This window comes from Blautia luti (assembly GCF_013304735.1).
GTDB lineage: Bacteria > Bacillota > Clostridia > Lachnospirales > Lachnospiraceae > Blautia_A.
The window spans coordinates 1-18613 of sequence record NZ_JAAITI010000012.1; the positions used below are offsets into that span (position 1 = coordinate 1).

Here is an 18613-nt window from a genome sequence, read left to right on the forward strand (position 1 = left end):
TAGTTTCAGATTAAAATTCATAAAGTCACCTCTGCATTAGTCCTGATAAACATCCGTTAAAGATAGTGAAATCAAGAAATGAATAACTATTTGTCCATATTATAACACAAGCTGGCAGAAAATCAATGAAAAAGAGTACAAAAAAGAACCTAAAACACATGAAGTGCTATTGACATTAGCAGTAACTGGGGATATAATGGCATTAAATCGAAATAGGTACAAAAATGTATACCTACAAAACTTTTGATTGTTGAACCTTGAAAATTGAATGAGCTGTATGGGTGCCTTTCGGGGCTTAAAGGTAACACAGGATTCCATCGCTGTATCAGAGAGTAGTATGTGGAAACCGAAGATACTCCGGCAACGGCTGGTATGCTTGAGAAGAAGCTGCCAGTATTCAGAAAGATTTCTGATAGAGGTCAATTGTAACGTTGACACCGCCATATACAAATGGAAGCCAACACGCCGAACGGAATGGAAAATCATTGTAAGAAGTCTAAACAAAAAGTAGAGTGTACTGACAACGGGCATAACCGCTGTCTGGGAGGTGATGCAGAAGAATACGGAGGAAAGGAGGTATGTGCATCATGAGAAAAACAACAGAGTATAAGGCTGAAAACCGTCTGACGGTAGATATTGAAGGATTAATGGCAATGTTATCCTGCGGAGAAGTAACTGCAAAGAAAATTGCAGACTATGCAGAAGCAAGAGTGATTGTTGGAAGACGTGTTCTTTATAACGTGGATAAGATAAAAAAATATATTGATGCAATGGCAGTGTAATGAAAGATGAGAGGATAAAATACAACAACTTTCCTTCGGAATGAAAAGTGAAAAATATTCCTATAAAAAAGGCAAATAAAAATTAGCATTTTGCAGGAATTTACCCTTGGAAATTATAAAATATTATGTTAATCTGTGAGCAGATATCAGGCAGTAAATGACTGATACCGACAGGACAAAAATCATTCCGAATAACGAAAAATGAAGTGAAAGGAATGATTGATATGGCAAGAAAAGATAATAAAGGCAGAAATTTAAAAACAGGTGAATACCAGCGCCCGGATGGACGTTATGAGTATCGTTACAAGGATGAAATTACCGGAAAGCGTAATTCGGTTTATGCAGCTGATCTGGTGAGTCTGCGAGAAATGGAAAAGAAGATCAATAAGGATATGGATGATCTGCTTATTACAGACGCATCAGTCAAGAAGCTGACTGTAAATACGTTGTTTGAGCGATACATGGCAACAAAGAATATCAAGGAAAGAACGAAAAAGAATTATATCCGTATGTGGGACTACCGGATACGAAATACTTTAGGAAATATTCGTGTTGTAGATTTTAAGACATCTCACGTAAGGACGTTCTTTTCCTCATTGTCAGATGAAGGACTGGCACACAGTACGATCAAAGGTCTTTATGGTTTATTGAATCCCAGTTTTGAACTGGCAGTGGAAGACGGGATTATCCGTAAGAATCCGGTAACTGGAACACTTGGAGATTATGGGGCTCCGGCAAAGGAGAAAGAAGCACTGACACTGGAACAGCAGGAAAAACTCCTGAAGTTTGTTGAACAGAGTAATGTGTATAAGCCTCATCTTCCAATGATGCAGGTTATGTTTGGAGCTTGCCTGAGAGTGAGTGAGACTATCGGCTTAACCTGGTCAGATGTGGATATGAAGAACAGGGAGATTCATGTAGGTGGACAGCTTGTGTATTATGAAGGTGATGAAGGATATTGTTTCCATGATTCAGAAACCAAAACGGATGCAGGAATCAGAGACATTCCTATGACACAGATGGTATATGATGCGTTCCGTAAGCAGAGAGAACTGAATCTGATGCTTGGTTTGCAGAGTAATGTGGAGATCGGTGGACGTAGTGGATTCATCTTCAATACAAAGCATGGGCGTCCGATCATGCCGGCGGGAGTGAACAGCTTTCTGAAAAATATTGTCAATGCCTATAATAAGAAAGAAAGCAAACTGGCAGAAGAAGAGAAGAGAGAGCCGGAGCTGATGCCTCCTATTTCATCGCATACCCTTCGTCATACGGGATGTACCAGACTGGGTGAGAATAACGTCAATCCCAAAGTTATGCAGTATGTGATGGGCCATTCAGATGCACAGATTACAATGAATGTCTATAATCATATTGCAGAAAAGTCTCATGTGGAGAACGAGATGTCCAAAATGAACCTGCCAGAAACCGTACCTGCTGTGGTATAAACCATAAGTCGTTGTCGTAAAATGTGGTAAGAAAATCAGACGAATATATTTTTCCAAGAATTTGTCGTAAAAATGTGGTCAAATCAAGAAAATCGAGTGCGAAAGCAAGTGAAAAATCCCTGTGAAGCCCGTAAAATCAAGGCTACACAAAATCTTCACAAAATAATTAGCACTCACCTCTTGACAGTGCTAACAAATAGTGTTATATTTCTCCTAGAACAAGAAAAAACCACAGCATTTCCGATATGAGAGTATTGGAAGTGCTTTTCATAGAATAGGAGGAAAGCCTATGAATATCAGTAAATTTACACAGAAATCCATGCAGGCTGTCCAGGATCTTGAGAAGGTTGCTTATGAATATGGCAATCAGGAGATCGAGGAGGAACACCTTCTGTATGCTTTGCTGACACAGGAGGACAGCCTGATTCTCAAACTGATCGAGAAGATGGAGATCCAGAAGGAATATTTTATTGACACAGTGAAGAAAGCATTGGATGCTAAGGTTAAAGTTTCCGGTGGACAGCTTCACTTTGGTCAGTATCTGAACAAAGCGCTGGTCAGTGCTGAGGATGAAGCGAAGGCTATGGGAGATGAGTATGTCTCTGTTGAGCATCTGTTTCTTTCCATGCTGAGTAATCCAAGCCCGAGCATGAAGAAGATATTCAATGAGTTTGGAATCACCAGAGAGCGTTTTCTCCAGGCATTGTCTACAGTCAGAGGAAACCAGAGAGTTGTCAGTGACAACCCGGAGGCAACTTATGATACGCTGAATAAATACGGCGAGGATCTTGTGGAGAAAGCTAAGAATCAGAAGCTGGACCCGGTGATCGGCCGTGATGCGGAGATCCGGAATATTATCCGTATCCTTTCCCGTAAGACCAAGAACAATCCGGTTCTCATCGGTGAGCCTGGTGTTGGTAAAACAGCAGCCATCGAGGGACTGGCACAGCGTATTGTAGCCGGAGATGTACCGGAAGGCCTGAAGAACAAGAAGATTTTTGCTCTGGATATGGGCGCACTGGTTGCAGGTGCCAAGTACCGTGGTGAGTTTGAGGAACGTCTGAAAGCAGTACTTGAGGAAGTGAAGAAGAGCGAAGGACAGATCATTCTGTTCATCGATGAGCTTCATCTGATCGTCGGTGCCGGTAAGACAGATGGTGCCATGGATGCAGGAAATATGCTGAAGCCTATGCTTGCCAGAGGTGAGCTGCACTGTATCGGTGCCACAACTCTGGATGAGTACCGTCAGTATATTGAAAAAGATGCGGCACTTGCCCGTCGTTTCCAGCCGGTTATGGTAGATGAGCCGACCGTAGAAGATACCATTTCTATCCTTCGTGGATTGAAAGAGAGATATGAAGTATTCCACGGCGTTAAAATCACAGACAGCGCCCTGGTTGCAGCTGCCACACTTTCACACAGATACATTACAGACCGTTTTCTTCCGGATAAAGCCATCGACCTTGTTGATGAGGCATGTGCGCTGATCAAGACAGAACTGGATTCCATGCCGACAGAGCTGGATGAGCAGAGACGTAAGATCATGCAGCTGGAGATCGAGGAATCTGCCCTGAAAAAAGAGACAGATAACTTAAGCAAAGAGCGTCTGGCAGAACTGCAGAAGGAACTGGCAGAAATGAGAGATGCTTTTAATACCCAGAAAGCACAGTGGGACAATGAAAAACATTCCGTAGAGAAGCTTCAGAAATTACGTGAGCAGATCGAGGATATCAATAAACAGATCCAGAAGGCGAAACAGAACTACGATCTGGAGAAAGCAGCAGAGCTGCAGTACGGCGAGCTGCCGAAGCTTCAGCAGCAGCTGGAGATTGAGGAGAAACAGGTTAAAGAGAGTGACAGAAGCCTGGTACATGAGGCTGTTACAGATGATGAGATCGCCCGTATCATTTCCAGATGGACCGGTATTCCGGTAACCAAGCTGACGGAAGGTGAGAGAACCAAACTTCTCGGTCTTGAAGATGAGCTTCATAAACGTGTAGTAGGACAGGATGAAGGTGTACGACTTGTAACAGATGCGATCCTCCGTTCCAAAGCAGGAATCAAAGATCCGACCAAGCCCATCGGTTCCTTCCTGTTCCTTGGACCAACCGGTGTTGGTAAAACAGAGCTTGCCAAAACTCTGGCTGCCACACTGTTTGATGATGAGCAGAATATGGTACGTATCGATATGAGTGAGTACATGGAGAAATATTCCGTGTCCCGTCTGATCGGAGCGCCTCCAGGATATGTCGGATATGAGGAAGGCGGTCAGCTGACAGAGGCTGTTCGAAGAAAACCGTACAGTGTTGTTCTTTTCGATGAGATCGAGAAGGCTCACCCGGATGTATTCAATGTGCTTCTGCAGGTACTGGATGATGGACGTATCACAGATTCTCAGGGACGTACTGTTGACTTCAAGAATACCATTCTGATCATGACTTCCAACATTGGTTCTCCGTATCTTCTTGACGGTATCGACGAGAAAGGAGATATCAAACCGGAAGCACAGGAGCAGGTTATGGGAGATCTCCGTGGACATTTCCGTCCGGAGTTTCTGAACCGTCTGGATGAGATCATCATGTTCAAGCCACTGACCAAGAATAACATTGGCAAGATCGTTGATCTGATGGTAAAGGAACTCAGTGACCGTCTGGCTGACCAGGAACTTTCCCTGGAGCTTACAGATGCTGCCAAACAGATGGTAGTGGACAATGGTTATGATCCGGTTTACGGTGCGCGTCCGCTGAAACGTTATCTCCAGAATTATGTGGAGACACTGACAGCTAAGAAGATCCTTTCCGGTGATGTACATGCCGGAGATACCATTGTGCTGGATGTGAAAGACGGAGAGTTTACTGTCAGCACAAAATAAAAATAACTCCATAAAATTAAGATAGATTGACCGTGAAAAGAACTGTCGGTTCTGATGAAAAATCCGTTTCAGGATGAAGATCAGGATCGGGCAGTTCTTTTTTTATGTAAAAATGGATAGTAATGGATGTAAAATGCCTGAAAATTAGGATGTAGTCTGAATGAGTACGATTTCACAAAATCCTGAAAAACTCTGAAAAAGAGGCAGATTTTACATGAAAAATCCTGGAAAACAGTTCCGAACAGTCTGAAAACTGATAACGATTTCTGAATCCTTTATTGAGGAAAAATATATGGGAAACTATAATCGGAGACAGATCAGAGAAAAGGATGTGAAAAGCAATGAAGAAGAATTACATGAAAGTTTCAGTGTTTTCCGTAGCAGCAGTACTGGGAGTGTGGATTGTGGGAAGTGCGCTGAACTGTTTTAATCCTACTTTTATTCCATCGGTAAAAGATGTGCTGGATGCTTTCCGAAATCTGTGGGAAAACGGCTATAAAGGCTATCCCCTTATGTACCATATAGCTGCAAGCATGAGACGACTTGGAATTGCGATGCTGCTGGTGTTTATCGTAGGAACAGCTCTTGGGATCGCATGTGGAATGAACCGTAAGATCCTGGCAGCGGTAGATCCTTTTATCCAGTTTTACCGGGCACTGCCGCCGTTGGCTTATAATACGCTGATCGTACTTTGGATGGGAATCGGCGATGGGTCAAAGATCATGCTTCTGTTTCTCAGCGGATTTGCTCCATTATTTATTCAGATCGTGTTTGGAGTTCAGAAGGTGCCGCAGGACCGGATCAATGGAGCAAGATCCCTGGGAGCAGGAAATTTCGTGATCTTCCGGGATGTGATCCTTCCATCCGTTCTGCCGGATATCCTTACCGGACTTCGTACAGCTGTTGGTGTTTCCTATGCAACGCTGGTGGCAGCGGAAATGATCGCATCTGCATCTGGACTTGCGTGGATGGTGCTGGATGCCAGCAAATATATCCAGTACGCAACGGTCTATGCAGGGATTTTTATTATGGGAGGAATTGCACTGCTGATTGACGGCGGACTCAAGCTTCTGATTCGAAAAGCAATGCCGTGGCAGGAAACAATATAAAGACAAAGGAGAAAAAATATGAAAATAAAAAGAATTTTAACTGCGACGGCAGCTGCAGCACTGGTTATAACATCTGTGTTTGCGGGAGGAAATTTCAAAGAAGTACAGGCAAAAGATAATGATACACCGAAAAAGATTACATTAGGATACTGGGAATCACCAAATGGAGAGCTGCTTACAAAAGAATCAGGTGGAACACTATCTGGAAATTGTAGAACTTACAGAGGCAAAAGATAAGCTTCCTCACCAGCTCTCAGGTGGTATGCAGCAGAGAGCTGCCATTGCAAGAACGCTGGCAACAGAGCCGGAGTTTGTTTTGCTGGATGAGCCGTTCAGTGCCCTTGATGCGCTGACAAGGGAAAAAATGCAGGAGCATATACGGAAAATATGGGAGGAAACAGGAAGCACGTTTCTGTTTATCACCCATGATGTGGATGAGGCATTGCTGCTCGGAAAGCGCCTGGTCGTAATGCAGGGAAATCCGGGACGGATCGTTTCAGATTATAAAAATCCTTTGAACAAATATGAAAATATAGATTATGAGCAGTTGAGACAGACAAAGGAATACTGGAAGATTCGCCAGAAGCTGATCGGACAGATCCAGAATGACGAAGAGAAAAAAGCAGAAAAACTGATTCAATTCGGCTAGAAAGAAGGCATAAAAATGAGCAGGGATAAAAAGGTACTGGTGCTTGGAATCGACGGAATGGATTCCAGGATCACAAAGAAATTTCTGGATGAGGGAAAACTTCCAAATATAAAAAAATACCTTGAGAGGGGAGCTGCAAGAACAGGACTGGATATGCTGGGAGCAATCCCGACGATCACTCCGCCCTGCTGGACAACACTAGCAACCGGAGCTTATCCGGGAACCCACGGAATCACCTGTTACTGGAGACAGTCTCCGGATTCTCTGGATGCTGTAGTCTATAATATGGACTCCAGATTCTGCAAGGCAGAGCAACTGTGGAATGTAACTGCGAAAGAAGGAAAAAGACACTGGTATGGCACTGGCCGGGTTCTTCATGGCCGCCGTCCCTGAAAAGTGAAAATCTCCATGTGGTAGATGGAACCCAGCCAGGTTCCGTAAATATGGGAATTGCCCAGATGGACTGGGAGAAGGTGGTGATCGCATCTACAAGAATAAAAAAAGCGGAGTATCTTCCAAAGGTGGAGCGAAAACAGGGCGTTGGATGTGTGATCGATGATCTTTCCGCACTGCAGGCCGGTGATGAAGACGATGAGATGATGGAACTGTGGTGGGGCGATGAAGCACGGGAAGGAAAAGAAATCCGTACATATGTCCATGACCTGGATGATACGGAGATGATGATCGGGGCAAAGGTTGCCTATGATATGGTATCTTCGCCTGTTGTACCGGCAGAAGGGTGGAAGCAGGCACCTGAGAATGCGTTGGAATTTACAGTTCTTCTCTGCAAGGGAGAAATAAAAAGACCGGCGCTGATCCTGAAAGGAGAAGCCGGAATATATGACAGAGTGCAGATCTACGAGAGCAAAGCAACAGAAAGATTTCTTGTGGAACTGAAGGCCGGAGAAATGAAGAGTGGGATCGTGGACGATGCGGTAAAGAATGGAAGAACAAAAAAAGCCTGCCGTTCCTGGAAACTTCTTACACTTACTCCGGATGGAGCCAGGGTAAAACTGTGGGTCAGCAATGCACTGGATGTGGAAAATGATACGTTATGGCAGCCCAAAAGTCTGTACAAAAATGTGACAGAGAATGTTGGACCGGTACCGCCGGTCAGCCTGATCGGTGGCGAGGATGAAGAACTGGCGGAAGAAATCTTTCTGCCCTCCTGGGAAATTTATAATAAGTGGCAGGCAGACAGCTTAAAGTATCTGATCGACAGGGAGGATTATAAGATTATTTTTTCCCATCTTCATAATGTGGATTGTGCTGGACATCAGTTCTGGCATCTGGCAAAAACTCTGGAACCATGGAAACATACTGATGAAAAGTTCTATCAGAAACTGATCGAGAAAGTTTATGAACAGACAGATGAGTATCTGGGGGAATTTTATGAATATCTGGACAATGGCTGGGATATTTTTATTGTGTCGGATCATGGACTTCTGGTGGGCGAGAATGTTCCACCGATCCTGGGTGAATATGGAGGACTGAATCTGGGGGTAATGGAAGAGCTTGGATATACTGTGAGAAAGAAGGATGCGGACGGAAATCCGGTGGATGAGATCGACTGGGAGAAGACCAGAGCGATTCAGATACGAAGCAATTATATTTATATCAATCTGAAAGGAAGAGATAAATACGGAATTGTAGAGGAGAAGGACAAGTATGATCTGGAGGAACAGATCATTTCGGATCTCTATTCTTACAGGGATCAGGCAACTGGAAAGCGTGTGGTGGGAATTGCCATGCGAAATAAGGACAGTGTTGTGCTGGGACTTGGCGGTGCAGAGTGCGGCGATATTGTTTTTACGATCAATGAAGGTTTTAACCGGCTTCATGGAGATGGATTATCGACTGCCGAAGGATATGCACAGACGTCAGTTACTCCTGTTTTTCTGGCAGCAGGGGAGGATATTAAAGAAGGAACGATCACGGACAGAGTGATCCGGCAGGTAGATGTGGCGCCTACCATTGCGGAAATCCTCGGAGTGCGAAAGCCCGAACAGTGAGAGGGCGCGCCAGTTTATCAAATATTAAAGAAATAAAAGATCCTGAAGAGATTTTTCGTCCTGGCTCTTGACAAAAGGAAAATTTGGTAAGATAGTAAATCTGATACTTCATAAATGGCGGCTTTCAGGCTGTCAGAAAATAATAAAATGATTTATAAATATCAGATAAAAAGGATGGAAACAGATTATGATACCAAAGGACCCGGTAATGCTTTTAAGTTACGTAAATACACAGCTGAGGGATTTTTACAGATCCCTGGACGCTTTCTGCGAGGACAGAGGGCTTGACAGAAAAGAACTGGAAGATAAGCTCGATATGATCGATTATGCTTATGATCCGGCTGTGAATCAGTTTGTATAAAAAATCAGGAACAGGAAAAGGTGACGATGATATTAGAAGAAGTTTTTCAGAAGATAACAGAGATATGCAGGAGAAATGGAGCTTCAAGGGTAATTCTTTTCGGTTCCAGAGCTAAGGGGACTGCGAGGGATAGAAGTGATATAGATATTGCTGTATGCGGGGTTTCTGATATGGAAAAACTTCAGGAAGAGATCGAGGATATCCCGACTTTATATACGATAGATCTGGTAGATCTGGACACCTGTGAAAATCAGTTGCTGTTGGAGGATATAGAGCAGTATGGACGAAAAATTTACGAAGAGGTATGAATCCTTTAAAAATTCTCTTGCTTCATTAACTGAGGCGAGACAACGTGATATGGAAGATTCCTTTGTATTAAGTGGTACAAGTGCGAAATTCAGCATTACCTTTGATCTTGCCTGGAAAGTAATGAAAGATATTCTGGTTCAGTATTATGCGATCACCGGTTTTGTTGCAGGATCACCAAGAGAAGTTTTGAGAGAGTCGTTTAAGGCAGAGCTGATCCAGGGCGATGAATGGATGGATATGCTGAAAGTCCGTAATCAGCTGGCACATGATTATGACGGAGTTATTGTGAAAAAATACTGTCATATCATAGTTGACGAATACATTGGAAAATTTGAAGAATTTCAGAGAAAAGTGGATTCATTGTTTTACAATATATAGAGAACAGAAAGAAGCACCCGTTTCGGATAGTACAATTCCGAAGCGGGTATTTTTATGCGAAAAATAGGAAAAACAGAAGAAAATAAATTAGCTTGGCAAATCAATTGACAGATTTTAATTGGTGATAAAAGAAACTATAAATCTTAAAAAAGTGTAAAATTCACAAAAACCAGTTGCATTTTTTGTGCAGATATATATTATATATAGTTAGCCGACTAATCAAAAAAGATACTTCTGCCTGAAAGATAAGAAATAAAAAGCAGAAGTTCTGATGGAGGAAGGGAGTGACAGAGTGTTTTGTGAGGAGGACGATGAGAAAGAGAAGCAGAGCAGTTTTTTATCTCTGTTTATGAAGGTGGACCGTCACTTTATGACGAAATGTTTTGGACAGATGCAGGAACTTGGCATTTATCCGGGACAGATCCCGGTTCTGGGACTTGTTGCCAAGAAGGATGGCTTAAGTCAGAGGGAGCTGGCAAAGATCCTGCATATCAAGCCGCCTACGGTAAATGTATCGATACAGAGACTGGAGAAAGCAGGTTTTCTTTATAAGAAACCGGATGAAAAGGACCAGCGTGTGACCAGGATCTACATGACAGAAAAGGGAAAGGAAATCAAGGCAAAAGCACTGGAACGGATCCATAAAAATGAGGCTGTGATGATGGAAGGCTTCAGTGAGGCGGAACAGTGCCTGCTTCGGAGATTTCTGGAGCAGATCCTTGTAAATATCGAAAAGATCCAGCCGGAGGAAGCCATAGAAAAGCTTCAGCTGGAGGACATGACAGAAAGGAAGGAACAGAAACGTGATTAAACTGATGAAATATCTGAAACGATCTGCAGGTTACATCGTACTCATCATTGCGCTTCTTTTTCTTCAGGCATACTGTGATCTGTCTCTGCCGAATTACACATCAAATATCATTAATGTGGGAATTCAGCAGAACGGTATTGAAGACAGTGTTCCTGAGAAGATCAGAAAGACGTCCATGGACAGTCTGAAGCTGTTTATGGAAGAGGATGATGCGAAAACTGTGGATGGATTTTATGAGGAAGAGGGAGATGATCTGGTATTAAAGGATAAAATCTCCAAAGAAGACAGAGAAGAACTCAACGATATCTTCGGCAAACCGATGGTGATTGTTTCTACTCTGACGTCCGACAGTGAGGAATCAAAGGCAGCTCTTGCAAAAATGGGAATCCCGGAAGGGACTGATCCACTGGCGGCTCTTTCTCAGATGCCTGCAGAGGCTCTGGCTGCTGTGAAGGAGCAGGTCGGAGAAAAGATCGACAAGATGCAGGAATCCATCATCACACAGGCAGGTGTTTCCTATGTTCGTGCAGAATATGAAGCTATGGGTGAAGATGTGGATGCCATACAGATGGATTACATGAAAGCAACAGGTATCCGCATGGTGCTGATGGCACTGGTCACTATGATGGCTGCAGTATGTGTGGTATTTCTTTCGTCCAGAGTTGCTGCATCTATGGGACATGATCTCCGTGGACTGGTTTATAACAAAGTCATAGGTTTTTCCAGCAGAGAGTACCATAAGTTTTCAACAGCATCCCTGATCACACGATGCACGAACGATATCCAGCAGATCCAGCAGGTAATGGCTATGATGTTCCGTATCGTGCTTTACGCGCCGATCCTTGGAATCGGTGGTGTGATCCGCGTGCTTCAGAGAGATTCCTCCATGACATGGATCCTTGGGGTGGCCATTGTACTGATCATGGCATTTATGGCAATGCTGTTCAGGATCGCAATGCCGAAATTTACAGCCCTGCAGACCATGGTAGATAAGCTGAACCTGGTAACAAGAGAAATCCTTACCGGTATTCCGGTTATCCGTGCATTCAGCCGTGAAAAACATGAGGAGGAGCGTTTTGAGGATGCAAATATCACTCTGACGAAGACAAACCTCTTTGTAAACCGTTGTATGACATTTATGATGCCGGTGATGATGCTGATCATGAACGCAGTTTCCGTACTAACCATCTACAGCGGTTCTTATGCGGTAGACAGCGGAAGCATGCAGGTTGGTGATGTAATGGCGTTTATCCAGTATGCAATGCAGATCATCATGTCATTTTTGATGATCACAGCCATGTCCATTATGCTTCCAAGAGCAAATGTATCTGCACGTCGTATCAATGAGGTGCTGGAAACAGAAGTAAGTGTTCATGATCCGGAGAATCCGGTACAGCCTTCTGAGAATGTGAAAGGTACAGTGGAATTCGATCATGTAAGTTTTGCTTATCCGGAAGCAGGAGAGAATGTTATTACAGATATTTCCTTTAAGGCAGAACGTGGCGAGACCGTGGCAATCATCGGAAGCACCGGAAGCGGTAAGAGTACGCTGATCAACCTGATTCCACGTTTCTATGATGCAACAGAAGGATCTGTAAAAGTAGACGGTGTGGATGTCCGGGAAATGACACAGAAAGATGTCCGTGACAGGATCGGATATGTTCCGCAGAAGGGCGTGCTTTTCTCAGGAACCATTGATTCCAATATCCGCTACGGTAAGACAGAAATCTCAGAAGACGCGGTGAAAAAAGCAGCAGAGGTTGCACAGGCTACGGAGTTTATCGACACAAAACCGGAGGGCTATGGATCTCCGATCGCACAGGGCGGAAGCAATGTTTCCGGTGGTCAGAAGCAGAGACTTTCCATTGCCAGAGCTATCGCAAAAGATCCGGAGATCTTTATCTTTGATGACAGCTTTTCCGCACTGGATTTCAAAACAGACAGTACACTTCGGAAAGCGCTGAAAGAACATACAAAAGAAGCAACAACCATTATCGTGGCACAGCGTATCAGTACGATCTTAAATGCAGATAAGATCCTTGTACTGGACGATGGACATATGGCAGGGATCGGAAGCCATAAGGAGCTGATGAAATCCTGCGAGGTATATCGCCAGATTGCTATGAGTCAGTTATCAGAGGAGGAATTGGCATGAGTCAGCAGAGAAGAAGAGGCCCGATGGGCGGACACGGAATGCAGCCAACAGAGAAGGCCAAGGACTTCAAAGGCTCCATGAAAAAGCTCTTTGGCTATATGGGCAGATATAAATTCCGTTTTATCCTGATGTTTATCTTTGCAGTGGCAGGAACTGCTTTTAATATTGCAGGTCCGAAGATCCTTGGAAAAGCCACTACAGAGCTGTATAAAGGCCTGGTTGCCAAGGTAAATGGTACAGGCGGAATTGATTTTGACAAGATCGGAATGATCCTTCTGTGGACGTTGGGATTGTATGTGGCAAGTGCATGCTTTTCCCTGATCCAGGGTTTTGTCATGACGGGGATTTCCAATGATGTCACGTACAATCTCCGAAAAGATATCTCAAAGAAGATCAACCGTCTGCCAATGAATTATTTCGAGAGCCGGACAAACGGTGAGATCCTTTCCAGGGTGACAAACGATGTGGATACCCTGCAGATGAGTATCAACCAGAGTATGACCCAGCTGATCACATCCGTAACCACATTGATCGGTGTATTTATCATGATGCTTTCCATCAATGTGTGGATGACTCTGGCAGCACTTCTGATCCTGCCGATTTCCATGTTTATCATCAACAAGGTGATGAAACATTCACAGAAATATTTCCAGGCACAGCAGGAGTATCTTGGAAAAGTAAACGGCCAGGTAGAGGAGAACTTCGGTGGTCATGATGTAGTAAGAGTGTTCAATAAAGAACAGGACGTGCTCAAAGAATTTGAGCGTGATAATCAGAAGCTTTATGAGTCTGCATGGAAATCCCAGTTCTTTTCCGGAATGATGATGCCGATCATGCAGTTTGTAGGAAACCTTGGCTATGTGATGGTGGCACTTCTTGGAGGCGTTTTTGCCATCAGGGGAACCATTGAGGTTGGAGATATTCAGTCCTTTTTCCAGTACATCCGTAACTTTACACAGCCGATCCAGCAGATCGCACAGGTTACAAACCTTCTGCAGTCTTCCGCGGCAGCTTCTGAGCGGGTATTTGAATTTCTTGAGGAGCCGGAGGAAGAACTTCAGCCGGAGAATCCGGATTCTATTGAGGGACTGGAAGGAAATGTACAGTTTGAGCATGTAAAATTCGGCTACAACCCGGATAAGATCATTGTAAATGATTTTTCCGCGGATGTGCATGACGGTCAGAAGATCGCTATCGTAGGACCGACCGGTGCCGGAAAGACAACCATGGTCAAACTTCTGATGCGTTTCTATGATGTAAACGGCGGAAGTATCAAGGTTGACGGTCATGATGTCCGTAATTTCAACCGCAGTAATCTCCGTGAGATGTTTGGAATGGTGCTGCAGGATACCTGGCTGTTCTCCGGAACCATTATGGAAAATATCCGTTACGGAAGACTGGATGCAACCGATGAAGAGGTGATCGCAGCTGCAAAAGCGGCTCATATCCACAACTTTATCATGCAGCAGCCTGGCGGCTATCAGATGGTTCTGGATGAGGAGACCAGCAACGTTTCCCAGGGCCAGAAGCAGCTGCTCACCATTGCAAGGGCGATCCTGGCGGACAATAAGATCCTGATCCTGGATGAGGCCACATCTTCCGTAGATACCAGAACCGAGATGCAGATCCAGAAGGCCATGGATAACCTGATGAAGGGCAGAACCAGCTTTGTCATTGCCCACAGACTTTCCACCATTAAGGATGCTGATCTGATCCTGGTTATGAAAGACGGAGATATTATTGAACAGGGCAATCATGAAGAACTGCTGGCACGAAAAGGATTTTATGCGGATCTTTATAACAGTCAGTTCGAGAAAAAAGAGGCACAGGCATAAGCTGATAGAAAGACAAAGTGTTATTATATAAAAAAAGAGCGAAGCGGATTCCGAACGTCCGCTTCGCTTTTTTACTCTATACATCCGTTCCGCTTTCAGGTATAATTCTGTAGTAAGGACTCTGAAACAGGGCTTTCAAAAAAGGCTCCGGAGTATCTATAAAAAATGAAAGAAACGGGAGGATTTACCATGATCATAACAACAACACCATCGGTAGAGGGAAGAGCAATCCGTGAATATAAAGGAATCGCATTTGGAGAAGTGATCACAGGAGTGAATGTTATCAAGGACCTTGGCGCAGGTCTTCGGAATTTTTTCGGCGGAAGAAGTGCCGGATATGAGGAAGAGCTTCAGAAAGCCAGAGAAGAGGCACTGAAAGAGCTGGAGCAGCGCGCGGCAGCAATGGGAGCCAACGCAGTGATCGGTGTGGATATCGATTATGAGGTGCTTGGCGCAGACAATGGCATGCTGATGGTTACAGCAAGCGGAACAGCGGTAGTGGTGGATTAAGGCGTATGGCAGCAGTAAAAAACGGACGGGAATATCTTACACATGTGACAGAAACTCTGCGTCACCGGATCACTCAGCTGAATGATTCCATAGAAGCAGGTCAGAAAGAAATCGAAGGGATGCACGAGTACTACTGGGAAAACTACACAGAGATGGATCAGTACGGCTATGAGAACTTTGATAACCAGCAGGCACTTCTCCATGAGATCAATGCAAGCAATGAGAAGATCGAGCTGCGCCGCAGGTTCCGGAAAATGATGGATTCTCCATTTTTTGGAAGAGTAGATTTCTGTTATGAGGGCGACTATGAGCCCGAGATCTTTTATATCGGAATTGCAAACCTTGCGGAGGAAAACGGTGGCCTTCCACTGATCTATGACTGGAGAGCACCGGTGTCCGGACTGTTCTATGATTTTGACAAAGGGCCGGCATCCTATCAGGCACCTCTGGGGGAAATCCATGGAGACATTGCTGCCAAGTGGCAGTATAAGATCCGTGGTGGAAAAATGATCTATGAGTTTGAAAGTGATGTGAAGATCGATGATGAGATCCTGAAGGCAGAGCTTGGAAGTAACGGAGATGTACAGCTGAAAAACATTATCCGCACCATTCAGAAAGAGCAGAATGCCATTATCCGAAACACTTCGGACCGGATCATGGTGATCCAGGGAGCTGCAGGAAGCGGCAAGACATCCATCGCCCTGCACAGGATCGCCTATCTTCTCTATCATGACAGGAAAAATCTGAAATCTTCTTCTGTGCTGGTGCTTTCACCCAACGGAGTGTTCTCGGATTATATTTCCCATATTCTGCCGGAGCTTGGAGAAGAGAATATCCGGGAGATGAGCTTTGATCTTTTTGCCTATAAGAGACTGAAAAATACAGTGTCAGACTGCGAAGACCGCTATGATCTGATCGAGCGACAGATCGCAGGATCGTGCGATGAGAAACTTCTGAAGGAAAAACAGTCCCGGGATTTTCTGGACCGCATGGAAGGGTATCTGGTAGAACTGGAAGACAGCCTTATGAATTTCCGGGATGTGGAACATCGTGGTGTAGTCAAAAAAGAACAGGAGATCATCGAGCTCTTTTACTTTAAATTTATGGATATCCCGCTGCTTTCCAGAATGGATGCAGTGGCGGAGTATTTCATTGATGAGGTGGAAACGCTGAAGGGATTTGACCTTCCGGAGGAAGAGCGGGAGGCAGTGAAGAGCCGTTTTTACCGGATGTACGAGACGAGAGACCTTTATGTTCTGTACAACCGTTTCCTGAGACAGGAAGGATTTCCGGCGCTTCCACAGGTACAGTATGAAAAGAGAAAGCTTCGTTATGAGGATGTGTATCCGATCCTGTATCTGAAATACCGGTTGGAAACCCAGCAGGAGGACAGTGGTGTCCGTCACCTGATCGTAGATGAGATGCAGGATTATTCCAGGATCCAGTATCTGATCATCCAGAAGCTTTTTAAATGTAAGATGACGATCCTTGGAGACCGGGAGCAGACCATGGACGGGGATCAGCAGGATGTACTCACATTCCTTCCGAAGATCTTTGGAAAAGATATCCGCAGGATCGTGATGAACAAGAGCTACCGTAACACTATTGAGATCGCTTCTTATGCAAATCAGCTTGCCGGGATCACAGAAGTGGAACTGTTTGAGCGTCATGGAAAACCGGTGGAGGAAAAAGAATTTCCGGGGCTTATCGAGGCATTGGAGCGCGTGGTGAAGGAACTGAAACTGGAGAAGCAGGCAGTGACGGAAGCTGAAGCAGACAGAATGGAAATGGCAGATATGGAGACAGCCGGTGCGGAAGGCCAGGAAGAATTTTCTTACGAGACAGCAGCGGTGATAACGAGAACTGCAGATGAGGCAAGAGAAGCATACTATATCCTTCAGAAAAAACTGGAAGCAGAAGGATTTGATACAAAGGAGCGGCTGTCCCTGCTTCACAGAGACAGTACAAACTTCAAAAAAGGTCTTACGGTTACCACCTTTTATATGGCAAAAGGACTGGAATTTGACCAGGTATTTTCGGTATTTCCGGGGGCAGACCGAAGTCCCATCGTGCAGAGAGCAAGGTATATTGCGGCAACCAGAGCGCTTCATGAATTGTATATGTATGAAATAACAGAATAGAAAGTAACAGAAAACGCTGTAAAGGGAAATCGTGGTGCAAGAGTCCTTTTACAGCGTTTTTTTGATGATTTTTTTGATAAAGAATCAAAAGATATAATAGAGCTGTTTTATTTCATGTTTTCACAGAAGATCTCTTCCATAGATCCGGTAAGTGCAACACCCAGTTTTCGTAAGGTTCCGTCCAGAGCATGGAAAACTTCACGTACATTGTAGAAAGTTGCATTGTTTCCCATGTGGCCGATGCGGATGACCTTGCCTGCGAGAACGTCGAAAGAACCTGCAAGCATGATGTTGTAGTCTTTTTTGACTCCGTCCAGGATCGCAGCGGCTGTGGTGCATTCCGGAACTTCAAAAACAGTTACAGTGCTGGAATAGCCGCTGTGGAGATACAGCTTAAGTCCGGCTCCTGTAATGGCCTTTCGGGAGGCTGCGGCGATTTTGGCATGGCGTGTAAGGATCCCGGGATCATCGGCAATGTTGTCAATAGCAGCCCGCAGGCCATAGATATCGCTGATCGGCATGGTATATGGAAACCATTTTTCTTCATAATAATGTGCAAAGGTTGTGAGATTTGCGTAGAAAGAAGCAATGGGTGTCTTTCTTTCAGTCATTGCCTTCTTTGCATCGCTGCTGACTACAACAAAGGTAAGTCCCGGAGGTGCGGATACCACTTTCTGTGATCCGCCGCACATGATATCAATCTGACATGCATCAATGTTCAGTGGTTCGCCGAAAGAAGCAGAGACAGAATCTACAACGGTAAGGATTCCATATTTTTTAAGAAGGGGACAGATGGCAGCGACATCGTTGAGCATACCACTTGGAGTATCGCCGTGAACTACGGTTGCATATTTGTAGTCATGGTTATCTGCAAGAAAATCTTCCAGTTCCTTCACATCGAGGGTATTCCGGTAATCTCGGGTATAAAGTTCCGGTTTGCCTCCGTACATGGAAACAAAATCGGCAAAGCCTTTTCCATAGATACCATTGTCGAGAACGAGAACCTTATCTCCAGGCTCAGTCATGGAAGCGATGGCAGCCTCCAGACCAAGAATACCCTCACCACTTAAGATGAGGGTTTCATTGGAGGTGTGGAGAAGAGAACTGATCTTCTCGCAGGTTTCTTTATAAAATTCGACAAAATCTTCGTCCAGATCCGGGTTGGTGCATTCCAGGCTTCTTGCCAGACGGACGTTTTCTGCGACCTGTGTAGGTCCTGGTGTCATGATCTTATACATAAA

General features: G+C 44.5%; 17 protein-coding genes. 16 read left to right on the plus strand and 1 reads right to left on the minus strand.

Features of this window, described 5'->3' with window-relative positions:
- Nucleotides 1-587 precede the first annotated feature (587 nt).
- The 16 genes from G5B06_RS08320 (at nt 588) to G5B06_RS08390 (ending at nt 17372) form a co-directional block, all read left to right on the plus strand.
- Nucleotides 588-782, plus strand: coding sequence for a hypothetical protein (locus tag G5B06_RS08320; protein WP_055303792.1), 195 nt, complete (start codon nt 588-590; stop codon nt 780-782).
- A 224-nt stretch (nt 783-1006) separates the two neighbouring features.
- Nucleotides 1007-2230 carry a tyrosine-type recombinase/integrase gene (locus G5B06_RS08325; protein WP_055303816.1) on the plus strand — a complete coding sequence of 408 codons (1224 nt, stop codon included), beginning with the start codon at nt 1007-1009 and terminating at the stop codon, nt 2228-2230.
- A gap of 289 nt (nt 2231-2519) precedes the next feature.
- The gene (gene clpB / locus G5B06_RS08330) at nt 2520-5102 is read left to right on the plus strand and encodes an ATP-dependent chaperone ClpB (RefSeq protein ID WP_173762554.1); all 2583 of its coding nucleotides are present in this window, start codon (nt 2520-2522) and stop codon (nt 5100-5102) included.
- Between the two features lie 341 nt (nt 5103-5443).
- Entirely contained in the window at nt 5444-6211 is a 768-nt protein-coding gene (locus G5B06_RS08335; RefSeq protein ID WP_173762553.1) for an ABC transporter permease, read from the plus strand.
- Between the two features lie 18 nt (nt 6212-6229).
- On the plus strand, nt 6230-6448 hold the full coding sequence (locus tag G5B06_RS08340; protein ID WP_173762552.1) for a hypothetical protein: 219 nt from the start codon (nt 6230-6232) through the stop codon (nt 6446-6448).
- Nucleotides 6402-6860, plus strand: a complete 459-nt coding sequence (locus G5B06_RS08345) for an ABC transporter ATP-binding protein (RefSeq protein ID WP_294411640.1) — start codon at nt 6402-6404, stop codon at nt 6858-6860. Before G5B06_RS08340 ends, G5B06_RS08345 begins: the two co-directional genes overlap by 47 nt.
- 15 nt (nt 6861-6875) lie before the next feature.
- Nucleotides 6876-7253, plus strand: coding sequence for an alkaline phosphatase family protein (locus G5B06_RS19390; RefSeq protein WP_330596930.1), 378 nt, complete (start codon nt 6876-6878; stop codon nt 7251-7253).
- Entirely contained in the window at nt 7178-8872 is a 1695-nt protein-coding gene (locus G5B06_RS08350; protein ID WP_330606704.1) for an alkaline phosphatase family protein, read from the plus strand. Before G5B06_RS19390 ends, G5B06_RS08350 begins: the two co-directional genes overlap by 76 nt.
- 187 nt (nt 8873-9059) lie before the next feature.
- The gene (locus G5B06_RS08355; protein ID WP_148444842.1) at nt 9060-9233 is read left to right on the plus strand and encodes a DUF4250 domain-containing protein; all 174 of its coding nucleotides are present in this window, start codon (nt 9060-9062) and stop codon (nt 9231-9233) included.
- A gap of 26 nt (nt 9234-9259) precedes the next feature.
- Complete coding sequence (locus tag G5B06_RS08360) at nt 9260-9541, plus strand: nucleotidyltransferase family protein (protein ID WP_173762549.1); 282 nt, start codon at nt 9260-9262, stop codon at nt 9539-9541.
- Entirely contained in the window at nt 9513-9920 is a 408-nt protein-coding gene (locus G5B06_RS08365) for an HI0074 family nucleotidyltransferase substrate-binding subunit (protein ID WP_148444840.1), read from the plus strand. The genes G5B06_RS08360 and G5B06_RS08365 overlap by 29 nt, the downstream gene beginning before the upstream one ends.
- A 271-nt stretch (nt 9921-10191) precedes the next feature.
- Entirely contained in the window at nt 10192-10731 is a 540-nt protein-coding gene (locus tag G5B06_RS08370; protein WP_244092677.1) for a MarR family winged helix-turn-helix transcriptional regulator, read from the plus strand.
- Entirely contained in the window at nt 10724-12886 is a 2163-nt protein-coding gene (locus tag G5B06_RS08375) for an ABC transporter ATP-binding protein (protein ID WP_173762548.1), read from the plus strand. The genes G5B06_RS08370 and G5B06_RS08375 overlap by 8 nt, the downstream gene beginning before the upstream one ends.
- A complete protein-coding gene (locus tag G5B06_RS08380) occupies nt 12883-14721 on the plus strand; it encodes an ABC transporter ATP-binding protein (RefSeq protein WP_148444838.1) in 1839 nt (612 codons plus the stop codon). Before G5B06_RS08375 ends, G5B06_RS08380 begins: the two co-directional genes overlap by 4 nt.
- A 189-nt stretch (nt 14722-14910) precedes the next feature.
- The gene (locus G5B06_RS08385; RefSeq protein ID WP_021977063.1) at nt 14911-15231 is read left to right on the plus strand and encodes a putative heavy metal-binding protein; all 321 of its coding nucleotides are present in this window, start codon (nt 14911-14913) and stop codon (nt 15229-15231) included.
- A gap of 5 nt (nt 15232-15236) precedes the next feature.
- Entirely contained in the window at nt 15237-17372 is a 2136-nt protein-coding gene (locus G5B06_RS08390) for a HelD family protein (protein ID WP_173771742.1), read from the plus strand.
- A gap of 107 nt (nt 17373-17479) precedes the next feature.
- Here G5B06_RS08390 and G5B06_RS08395 read toward each other — a convergent pair whose 3' ends face one another.
- A complete protein-coding gene (locus G5B06_RS08395) occupies nt 17480-18610 on the minus strand; it encodes a pyridoxal-phosphate-dependent aminotransferase family protein (RefSeq protein ID WP_148444836.1) in 1131 nt (376 codons plus the stop codon).
- Nucleotides 18611-18613: the final 3 nt, after the last annotated feature.

Excerpts from the sequence above, each read along its gene's own strand:
- G5B06_RS08320 (WP_055303792.1), top strand. The coding sequence starts at position 588 with ATGAGAAAAACAACAGAGTATAAGGCTGAAAACCGTCTGACGGTAGAT.
- G5B06_RS08325 (WP_055303816.1), top strand. The coding sequence starts at position 1,007 with ATGGCAAGAAAAGATAATAAAGGCAGAAATTTAAAAACAGGTGAATAC.
- clpB (WP_173762554.1), top strand. The coding sequence starts at position 2,520 with ATGAATATCAGTAAATTTACACAGAAATCCATGCAGGCTGTCCAGGAT.
- G5B06_RS08335 (WP_173762553.1), top strand. The coding sequence starts at position 5,444 with ATGAAGAAGAATTACATGAAAGTTTCAGTGTTTTCCGTAGCAGCAGTA.
- G5B06_RS08340 (WP_173762552.1), top strand. The coding sequence starts at position 6,230 with ATGAAAATAAAAAGAATTTTAACTGCGACGGCAGCTGCAGCACTGGTT.
- G5B06_RS19390 (WP_330596930.1), top strand. The coding sequence starts at position 6,876 with ATGAGCAGGGATAAAAAGGTACTGGTGCTTGGAATCGACGGAATGGAT.
- G5B06_RS08355 (WP_148444842.1), top strand. The coding sequence starts at position 9,060 with ATGATACCAAAGGACCCGGTAATGCTTTTAAGTTACGTAAATACACAG.
- G5B06_RS08360 (WP_173762549.1), top strand. The coding sequence starts at position 9,260 with ATGATATTAGAAGAAGTTTTTCAGAAGATAACAGAGATATGCAGGAGA.
- G5B06_RS08365 (WP_148444840.1), top strand. The coding sequence starts at position 9,513 with ATGGACGAAAAATTTACGAAGAGGTATGAATCCTTTAAAAATTCTCTT.
- G5B06_RS08370 (WP_244092677.1), top strand. The coding sequence starts at position 10,192 with ATGGAGGAAGGGAGTGACAGAGTGTTTTGTGAGGAGGACGATGAGAAA.
- G5B06_RS08380 (WP_148444838.1), top strand. The coding sequence starts at position 12,883 with ATGAGTCAGCAGAGAAGAAGAGGCCCGATGGGCGGACACGGAATGCAG.
- G5B06_RS08385 (WP_021977063.1), top strand. The coding sequence starts at position 14,911 with ATGATCATAACAACAACACCATCGGTAGAGGGAAGAGCAATCCGTGAA.
- G5B06_RS08390 (WP_173771742.1), top strand. The coding sequence starts at position 15,237 with ATGGCAGCAGTAAAAAACGGACGGGAATATCTTACACATGTGACAGAA.
- G5B06_RS08395 (WP_148444836.1), bottom strand. The coding sequence starts at position 18,610 with ATGTATAAGATCATGACACCAGGACCTACACAGGTCGCAGAAAACGTC.